At 73.0% G+C, this 7175-nt stretch carries 8 protein-coding genes; 6 read left to right on the plus strand and 2 right to left on the minus strand.

The annotated features are described in order from the left end of the window. The coding region (locus ACTIFU_RS11905; RefSeq protein ID WP_439578527.1) for a class I SAM-dependent methyltransferase at positions 1-644 on the minus strand (644 nt) is incomplete at its 3' end. Between the two features lie 81 nt (positions 645-725). Here ACTIFU_RS11905 and gloB point away from each other — a divergent pair. Genes gloB through ACTIFU_RS11925 form a run of 4 tightly spaced genes read left to right on the plus strand, consistent with a single transcriptional unit; the run spans position 726 to position 2895 of the window. Beyond that, positions 726-1457 carry a hydroxyacylglutathione hydrolase gene (gene gloB, locus ACTIFU_RS11910; protein WP_439578528.1) on the plus strand — a complete coding sequence of 244 codons (732 nt, stop codon included), beginning with the start codon at positions 726-728 and terminating at the stop codon, positions 1455-1457. 13 nt (positions 1458-1470) lie between these two features. After that, entirely contained in the window at positions 1471-2079 is a 609-nt protein-coding gene (locus ACTIFU_RS11915) for a glutathione S-transferase (protein ID WP_439578529.1), read from the plus strand. A 4-nt stretch (positions 2080-2083) separates the two neighbouring features. Beyond that, positions 2084-2530, plus strand: a complete 447-nt coding sequence (locus ACTIFU_RS11920; RefSeq protein WP_439578530.1) for a cupin domain-containing protein — start codon at positions 2084-2086, stop codon at positions 2528-2530. Next, the gene (locus tag ACTIFU_RS11925) at positions 2527-2895 is read left to right on the plus strand and encodes a DUF3574 domain-containing protein (RefSeq protein ID WP_439578531.1); all 369 of its coding nucleotides are present in this window, start codon (positions 2527-2529) and stop codon (positions 2893-2895) included. Before ACTIFU_RS11920 ends, ACTIFU_RS11925 begins: the two co-directional genes overlap by 4 nt. Here ACTIFU_RS11925 and yddG read toward each other — a convergent pair. Beyond that, complete coding sequence (gene yddG, locus ACTIFU_RS11930; RefSeq protein WP_439578532.1) at positions 2876-3736, minus strand: aromatic amino acid exporter YddG; 861 nt, start codon at positions 3734-3736, stop codon at positions 2876-2878. The genes ACTIFU_RS11925 and yddG overlap by 20 nt on opposite strands. A gap of 124 nt (positions 3737-3860) precedes the next feature. Between yddG and ACTIFU_RS11935 the strand changes: the two genes are divergently transcribed. Both ACTIFU_RS11935 and ACTIFU_RS11940 read left to right on the plus strand, forming a co-directional pair. Beyond that, positions 3861-4985 (plus strand): patatin-like phospholipase family protein, encoded by a 1125-nt coding sequence (locus tag ACTIFU_RS11935; RefSeq protein WP_439578533.1) that lies wholly within the window; start codon positions 3861-3863, stop codon positions 4983-4985. 134 nt (positions 4986-5119) lie between these two features. Beyond that, the gene (locus tag ACTIFU_RS11940) at positions 5120-7126 is read left to right on the plus strand and encodes an elongation factor G (RefSeq protein ID WP_439578534.1); all 2007 of its coding nucleotides are present in this window, start codon (positions 5120-5122) and stop codon (positions 7124-7126) included. Positions 7127-7175 lie beyond the last annotated feature (49 nt).

The following is a 7175-nucleotide window of genomic DNA, read 5'->3' on the forward strand; positions in this document are numbered from 1 at the left end:
TTCACCGCCTCGATGATCACCACGCCGGCGGGACGTGGCCCGAGCCGCCGGCCAAGCCGCTCCCACGCCCCTGCGGTGCGGAGCAGCGGCCGCCACGCGAAGGGCGGCAGGTAGAGCGCGCCGTCGCGGCGGAGCTCGCGGAACAGCGTGGTCTCCAGCACGCGCGCGAGCTGGTCGGCCGAGAACGGCCGTCCGTGGCCGAACGGCGTGCGCTCGGCATAGGCCCACCAGCCGGTGCGGTTCGGCACCACCACCATCAGCCGCCCGTCGTCCTTCAGCACACGCCACGCCTCGCGCAGCATGCGCCGCGCGTGGTCGGCGTGCTCCAGCGCGTGGATCATCAGCACGCGGTCGAAATGGAGGTCCGGGAACGGCAGGCGGGTCTCCTCGGCGACGCAGGCGAGGTTCGGGCGGTGGCGCGGCCAGCGCGCGGGACCGATCTGGGCGGGCAGGCAGGCGACGGTGCGGTCGCGCGGCTCGGTGCGCCAGACGCGCAGATAGGGCAGCGCGTAGCCGAGCCCGAGGGTGCGCGCCCCCGGCATGACCGGCCAGAGCGCACGCAGCCTCGCCCGCAGCGTGGTGGTCACCACCTTGCCGTGCGGCGAGGCGTAGAACCGGGTGAGGGCGCCGGCATCCTCCGCCATGGACCCGTCATACCACGCACGGCGCGCGATCCGAGCGCCCCGATCGGTTGGCCGGGGCCGGCGCGGATGCTAGGACGGGTCATGGCGACCATCGAGATCGTTCCCGTCCCCGCCCTCTCCGACAACTATGTCTGGCTGCTGCGCGACGCCGCGACCGGCACCGTCGCGGTGGTCGATCCCGGCGAGGCGGCGCCGGTGGAGGCGGCGCTGGCTCAGCGCGGCTGGGAGCCAGCGCTGATCCTGCTGACGCACCATCACGGCGACCATGTCGGCGGTGTCGCGGCGCTGAAGGCGGCGCACGGCGCGGCGGTGATCGGCGCGGCGGCGGATGCCCACCGTCTGCCCGCGCTCGACCGGGCGGTGACCCCGGGCGACGCGGTCGCGGTGGGCGAGTGCCAGGCCGTCGTGATCGACACGCCGGGACACACACGCGGCCACATCGCCTACCACTTCGCCGAGGCGGGCGTGCTCGCCTGCGGGGATACCCTGTTCAGCCTCGGCTGCGGGCGGATGTTCGAGGGCTCGGCGGAGGAGTTCTTCGCCGCGCTGAGGCGCCTCGCGGCGCTGCCGGACGACACGCTGGTGTTGTGCGGGCACGAATACACCCAGTCCAATGCCCGCTTCGCGCTGACGGTGGAGCCGGACAACCAGGCGCTACGCGCACGCGCGGCCGAGGTCGAGGCGCAGTGCGCGGCCGGGCGGCCGACCGTGCCGGTCACGCTCGGCGTCGAGAAGGCCGCCAATCCGTTCCTCCACGCGCGCGACGCCACCGAGTTCGCGGCGCTGCGCGCGGCCAAGGATTCCTTCCGCTGAAAGGACGTTCCGCGTGAAGCTGTTCCACTCGCCCGCAAGCCCGTTCGTGCGCAAGGTGATGGCCTGCGCGATCGCGCGCGAGATCGACGACCGGATCGAGAAGGTCTGGTGCGACGTGCACGCCGCGCCGCCCGACCTGCTGGCGGTCAACCCGCTCGGCAAGATCCCGACCCTGATCGGCGCCGACGGGATCGCCTACATGGACAGTCCGCTGATCTGCGAATACCTCGACGGGATCGGCCCCGCCGCACCGCTGTACCCGACCGACCGCAGCACGCGCATCGTGGCGCTCCGGCTGCACGCGCTCGGCCACGGGGTCATGGAGGCGGCGGTGGCGCGGCGCGGCGAGAGCCTCCGTCCGGAGGAGTCGGCGCGGTCGGCGGCGATGGCGCGCATGCGCGATGCGATCGCGCGCACGCTCGATCTGCTCGAACGCGAGGCGGACAGCCTGATGGGCCCGTTCACCATCGGCTCGATCACGGTGGGCTGCGCGCTCGGCTATCTCGATTTCCGCTTTGCGGCCGAGCCCTGGCGCGAGGCGCATCCGAAGCTCGCCGTCTGGTTCGAAAGCGCCTCCAGGCACCGCGCCTTCGTCGAGACCGTGCCGGCGGCGCCGACGTGACGCGATGAACCTGCTCGATCCCCGCACCGATGCGGATGCGGTGATCGGCGCACTCGCGCTCGCGCCGCACCCGGAGGGCGGCTGGTACCGCGAGACCTGGCGCGATCGGCCCGCGGATGGCTCGCGCGGCGCAGGCACCGCGATCCTGTTCCTGCTGAAGGCCGAGGAGGTGTCGCACTGGCATCGTGTGGACGCGGCTGAGCTCTGGCACTGGCACGGCGGCGCACCCCTGGTGCTGACGGTCTCGCCGAACGGCCACGACGCCGAGGCAATGTGGCTGGGCCCCGACCTCGGCGCCGGGCAGTTGCCGCAGCGGATCGTTCCGGCGCATTGGTGGCAGACCGCGACGAGCCTCGGGCGCTGGACGCTGGTCGGCTGCACGGTCAGCCCGGCGTTCCGCTTCGAGGGCTTCGAGCTCGCTCCCCCCGATTGGCGCCCGCTGCCACGGTGAGGGCGCTCGCGCTCGCGCTGCTGCTCGCCGCCTGCGCGGCACCGCCCTCGCACGTGCAGACCACGCTCTATCTCGGCCGCGCGATCCCGGCCGGGGGCACGGTGGATGACCGCGCGGTGGAGGCCTTCGTCGCCGACACGGTGGCACGCCACCTGCCGGCGGGGTTCACGCTGATCGCCGGGACCGGCGGCTGGCGCGATACCGCGACGGGCCGCACGATCACCGAACCGACGCTGGTGCTGATCGTCGTGCACCCGGCGGGTGCGCGCGGCCCCGTCGAGGCGGTGGCGGCGGCCTGGGCCGAGCGGTTCGGCCAGCAGGCGGTGCTGCGCGTCGAGCAGCCGGTCAGCGATCTGCGGTTCTGAGCCCGGTCGCGACCAGCGCGCCGGCGACGACCAGGGCGCAGCCGAGCCAAAGCGTCGCGCCGCCCTCGGCGAGGCCGGCGAGCACAAGCCAGAGCGTCGAGAGCACCGGTGCGACGTAGGCGAGCACGCCAAGCAGGCGCAGATCGCCGTGCTTCACCCCGTGGTCCCAGACGAAGAAGGCGAGCCCCACGGGGCCGAGCCCGAGCCCCAGCACCGCCAACCACGCCGCGCCCTCCGGCCAGCGCGTCGTCTCGAAGGCGAGATGGACGAGGCAGGCCAGCACGGCGGTCGCGAGGCAGAACCCGGCCACCGCGTCGGAGCGCACCTCGCCGAGGCGGCGGTTCAGCACCGAGTAGCTCGACCAGGTCAGCGCCGCGCCGAGCGCGCAGCCATAGCCCGCGAGATGGGTGGGATCGAAGCCGGCGCCGCCGCCGATCGCGAGCGCGCAGCCGCCGAGGCCGAGCGCGGCGCCGAGCAGATGCCGCGGCCCGAGGCGCTGCCCGGGCAGGAGCCCCGCGAACAGCACGATCAGCAGCGGCCAGAGATAGTTGATGAGGTTCGCCTCGACCGCCGGCGCGAGCGCGAGGGCGGCGAAGTAGAAGGCGTGGTAGCCGAACAGCCCGGCAACGCCGAGCGCCCAGGCGCCCCAAGGCACGGCAGCCGCGGCGGCGTCGCCGTACCGCGCGCGCACCGCCATGCCGGCCGAGCCGGCGATCGCGAAGGTCATCGCAACGAGCTGCAAGGGCGGCACGCCGCCCGCCAGCACCGTCAGGATCGCGAGCGTCGACCATAGCGCGACCGCCAGCGCACCGATCGCGGTCGCGCGCGACACCGCGTCCATTCATTCCTCCATGTGCTGCGGTGCGCGCGGTGTCCCCCGCGTACACGCCCGCGTCAAGCGGGTTGCGGCACTCCCCCGCGACGACGCAGCATCAGCCGCGCAACCATCCGGGAGGCGAACGGCGATGACACGACACCGCATCCTCAGCCTCGACGGCGGCGGCGCCTGGGCCCTGATCCAGGTGCGCGCGCTGATCCATCTCTACGGCCTGAATGCACGCGGCCACGACGTGCTGGCGCAGTTCGACCTCGCCGCCTCCAACTCGGGCGGGTCGCTGGTGCTGGGCGGGCTGCTGATGGACCTCACGCTCGAGGAGCTGCTGGCCCTGTTCCTCGACCAGCGCAAGCGCGAGAGCATCTTCGCCGCGCCGGGGATCTGGCCTGGCCGATACTCCGCGACCAGCAAACTCGCGGGCCTGCGGGCGATCCTGGGCGACTGGGACAGGCCGCTGCCCGAGATCGGCTCGCGCACGGGCAGTCGCGGCCGGCAACTGCCGCATCTGCTGATCTGCGCCTACGACCTGCCGGCGCAGCGCGGGCATCTGTTCCGCTCGGACCTCAATTCGCCCTCGGCCGCGTTCGAGCCGCCGCCGCGCCGGCCCTCGGCCAGCCTTGCCGAGGCCATCCATGCGAGCTCGAACGCGCCGGTGCTCTATTTCGACGACGCCGCCCGGTTCGGCGGCGGCATCTACTGGGACGGCGCGATCGCCGGCTGGAACTGCCCCGCCGCGATCGCCACGGTCGAGGCGCTGGGCTATGGCTGGCTCGCCAAGGAGATCGCGCTGCTCGCACTCGGCACGGCATCCGTGGCGGGGCGCGAAAGACCGCTCGCGCCGCCCTCGGACGACATGGGGCTGAAGCTGCGGCGGATCGGCATCGAGATCGGCTACATGCTGCGCGCGATCCTGAAGGAGCCGCCGAACAGCGCGCCCCTGCACGCGCACATCATGCTGGGCGGGCGCCTGCCGACCAACCCGGCCGATCCGGTCGAGGACGGGCCGGTGGTCCGGATGAGCCCGAATCCCAACCTTACCAACGTCGATCCGCCCCATGCCGCGCTCGCCGCGCTCGACATGGATGCCGTCGCCGACACGGACGTCGCGCTGATCGTGCGCCTGTCGGACCGCTGGATCGCCAACCAGGTGCCGAACGAGCCGGTGCGCGCGAGCCGCGTCGGCACGCCTGAGATCGGCCATGCCACGCTCGCCGGTGCGGTGGCTGCCTGGCAGCGCCTGGCGCCGCTGCGCTGATTCCGGTCGCGCCCGGCCCAAGGACGGGTAGAGTTGGCGGCGGAGGGGTCAACCCTCCGTCCCCTTGCGGGATGGCGGGCGCCCCGTAACCTCGGGACAGGCCGCGCGCAGAAGCGGCCGGGGAGACGCCGCACATGCCAGAGAAAGATACCCCCGCCCCCAACGGCAACGGCCGGCACGGGCCGCGCGCGATCGCGCTGGTCGGCCCGCAGGGGGCGGGGAAATCGACGCTGTTCGAGGCGATGCTTGCTGCCGCCGGCTCGCCGCTCAAGCGCCCGACCGAGGCGCGCGACCGCACCATGGGCACCGAGACGCGGCTCGCCCACTGCGCCTATCTCGGCGACAGCTTCGCGCTGCTCGACTGCCCCGGCTCGGTGGAGTTCGCCTACGAGGTGTCCTCGGCACTCGCGGTCACCGACATGGCAGTGCTGGTCTGCGAGCCCGATCCCACCCGCGCGCTCGGTCTCGCGCCGGTGTTCCGCATGCTCGAGGAGCAGGGCGTGCCGTGCCTGGTGTTCGTCAACAAGGTGGACACGATGGCCGAGGGCAGCGTGCGCGAGACCTTGGAAGCGCTGCAGACGCAGTCGCGCCGGCCGCTCGTGCTCCGCCAGGTGCCGATCCGCGAGGGCGAGGAGATCACCGGCTATGTCGATCTCGTGAGCGAGCGCGCCTATCGCTACCGCCGCGGCGAGCCGTCCGAGCTGGTTCGCATGCCCGAGGCGGTGGTGGAGCGCGAGCGCGAGGCGCGCACGGTGCTCGCCGAGACGCTGGCCGATCACGACGATGCGCTGCTCGAGAAGCTGATCGAGGATTCGGTCGCCACCCCGGAGGACCTCTATCGCGTGATGCACCAGGATCTCATCACCGGCGCGGTGGATGCGGTACTGCTCGGCTGTGCCGAGCGCGGCGGCGGGGTGCGGCGGTTGTGGAAGGCGCTGCGCCACGACGCGCCCGACGCGACGGAGACGGCGGCGCGCCGAGGGCTCGACTCGGCCCTGGAGGGGCCGGTCGCGCAGATCTTCAAGAGCGTGCACACCGGCCATGGCGGCAAGCTCTCCTATGCGCGGATCTGGCGCGGGCCCCTGAAGGACGGCACCACGCTCGACGGCACGCGGCTCGGCGGCATCACGCGCTTCCCGGGGCTGGAGGCGGAGAAGGTGGCGGAGGCGGTGTCTGGCGATGTGGTCGCACTTGGGCGCCTGGAGGGCCTTGCCACAGGCAGAACGATCTCGACGGGGAAGGAGACGAAGCAGCTCCCCTTCCCCGCCCCGCTGCCGCCGGTGCATGCGCTCGCGGTCGCGACTGAGGACCGCAAGGACGACGTGCGGCTCACTGCGGCGCTCGGCAAGCTGATGGAGGAGGACCCGTCGCTGTCGGTGAAGCAGGACGCCGAGCTCGGCCAGATCCTGATCGAGGGGCAGGGCGAGATCCATCTCCAGGCGGCGGTGGCGCGGCTCGGCCGCGCGCATGGGGTGAAGGTGACGGTCGCGAAGCCGCGCACGTCCTATCGCGAGACGATCCGTCGCGCGGTGCGCCAGCACGCGCGGCTGAAGCGTCAGACGGGCGGGCACGGCCAGTTCGCGGACGTGACGATCGAGATCGAGCCGCGCGGTCGCGGCGATGGCTTCGAGTTCATCGACAAGATCGTTGGCGGTGTGGTGCCGCGACGGTTCATTCCGGCTGTCGGCGAGTCCGCCGAGGAGTCGACGCGCAAGGGTCCGCTCGGCCATCCGGTGGTCGATATCGCGGTGAGGCTGGTGGATGGCGGGTTCCATTCGGTGGACAGCAGCGACATGGCGTTCGCGACCGCGACGCGCATGGCGATGCAGGAGGGTTTGGCCGCCGCCGGTCCGGTCCTTCTGGAGCCGATCCACCAGGTGTCGGTGCTCGTGCCCAACGGATTCACGGCGGCGGCGCAGCGCCTGCTGTCGGAACGCCGAGGGCAGATCCTCGGCTACGCGGAGCGCGATGGTTGGCCCGGCTGGGACGAGGTGCAGGCGCTGGTGCCCGCGGCGGAGATGCACGGGATGATCATCGAGCTGCGCTCGATGAGCATGGGGCTTGGCAGCTACGTGCACAGGTTCGATCACCTCGCCGAGGTGCAGGGCGCGGCGGCGGCGCGGGCGGCGGCGGGGGGCTGAGGTCCCAGGGGGGCGCGGGGGGGGGGGGGGGCCCCCCCCCCCCCCCCCC

Origin of the sequence: Elioraea sp., assembly GCF_051860475.1 — a bacterium.
Classification (GTDB): domain Bacteria; phylum Pseudomonadota; class Alphaproteobacteria; order Acetobacterales; family Acetobacteraceae; genus Elioraea.

What these genes read in the sequence shown, in the direction of transcription:
- yddG (WP_439578532.1), bottom strand. Translation starts at nt 3,736, where the DNA reads ATGGACGCGGTGTCGCGCGCGACCGCGATCGGTGCGCTGGCGGTCGCG.
- ACTIFU_RS11940 (WP_439578534.1), top strand. Translation starts at nt 5,120, where the DNA reads ATGCCAGAGAAAGATACCCCCGCCCCCAACGGCAACGGCCGGCACGGG.
- gloB (WP_439578528.1), top strand. Translation starts at nt 726, where the DNA reads ATGGCGACCATCGAGATCGTTCCCGTCCCCGCCCTCTCCGACAACTAT.
- ACTIFU_RS11920 (WP_439578530.1), top strand. Translation starts at nt 2,084, where the DNA reads ATGAACCTGCTCGATCCCCGCACCGATGCGGATGCGGTGATCGGCGCA.
- ACTIFU_RS11935 (WP_439578533.1), top strand. Translation starts at nt 3,861, where the DNA reads ATGACACGACACCGCATCCTCAGCCTCGACGGCGGCGGCGCCTGGGCC.